A 675-nucleotide genomic window follows, 5' to 3' on the forward strand; every position below is an offset into this window, starting at 1 on the left:
CCCGCCACGCCATCACCTCCTGCAACGTCCCGTTCAGGAAGGCCGCACGGCACGCGTGCCGCTGCACCTTGCCGCTGCTCGTCTTCGGCAGGCTGCCCGGTTCAATCAGCACCACCGCGTGCGCCTGTACCTCGTGTGACTCCGCCAGCCGCTGACGGATGGCGCCTACCGCCGCGTTCGCCACCTCCAGCTTCTGCCGGAGGTCCCCCAGTCGCCGGACGTCAACCTCCTGCACGACGACCACGCGCTCCTCGCCCGCCACCTCCACCGAGAACACCGCGCCGCCCCCCGGCCGCAGCGCCGGGTGCGCCGCCTCCACCGTCGCCTCCAAATCCTGCGGGTAATGGTTTCTCCCGCGCAGGATGAGCAGGTCCTTGCGCCGCCCCGTGACGTACAGCTCTCCGTCCGGCCGCAGGAAACCCAGGTCTCCCGTGCGCAGATACGGTCCACTGTCCTCATGGGCGATTCGCGCCTGGAACGTCTCGCGCGTCACGTCCTCGCGGCCCCAGTACCCCTGGGCCACGCTCGGCCCGGACACCCAGATTTCGCCCACCTGCCCAGGCGCCCGCCGCTCCAGCGTCTCCGGGTCCACGATGGCCAGTCGCTGTTCCGCCAGCGTCCGGCCACACCCCACCAGCGTCCGTGCCCCGGCCTCCGCCGCGCCCACTTCCTCCG

General features: G+C 71.7%; 1 protein-coding gene. It reads right to left on the reverse strand.

What is annotated here, in order from left to right:
* On the reverse strand, positions 1-675 hold a 675-nt coding region (locus tag D7X55_RS40010), incomplete at both ends, for an AMP-binding protein (protein ID WP_147470447.1).

The organism is Corallococcus sp. AB049A (assembly GCF_003668885.1).
GTDB lineage: Bacteria > Myxococcota > Myxococcia > Myxococcales > Myxococcaceae > Corallococcus > Corallococcus interemptor.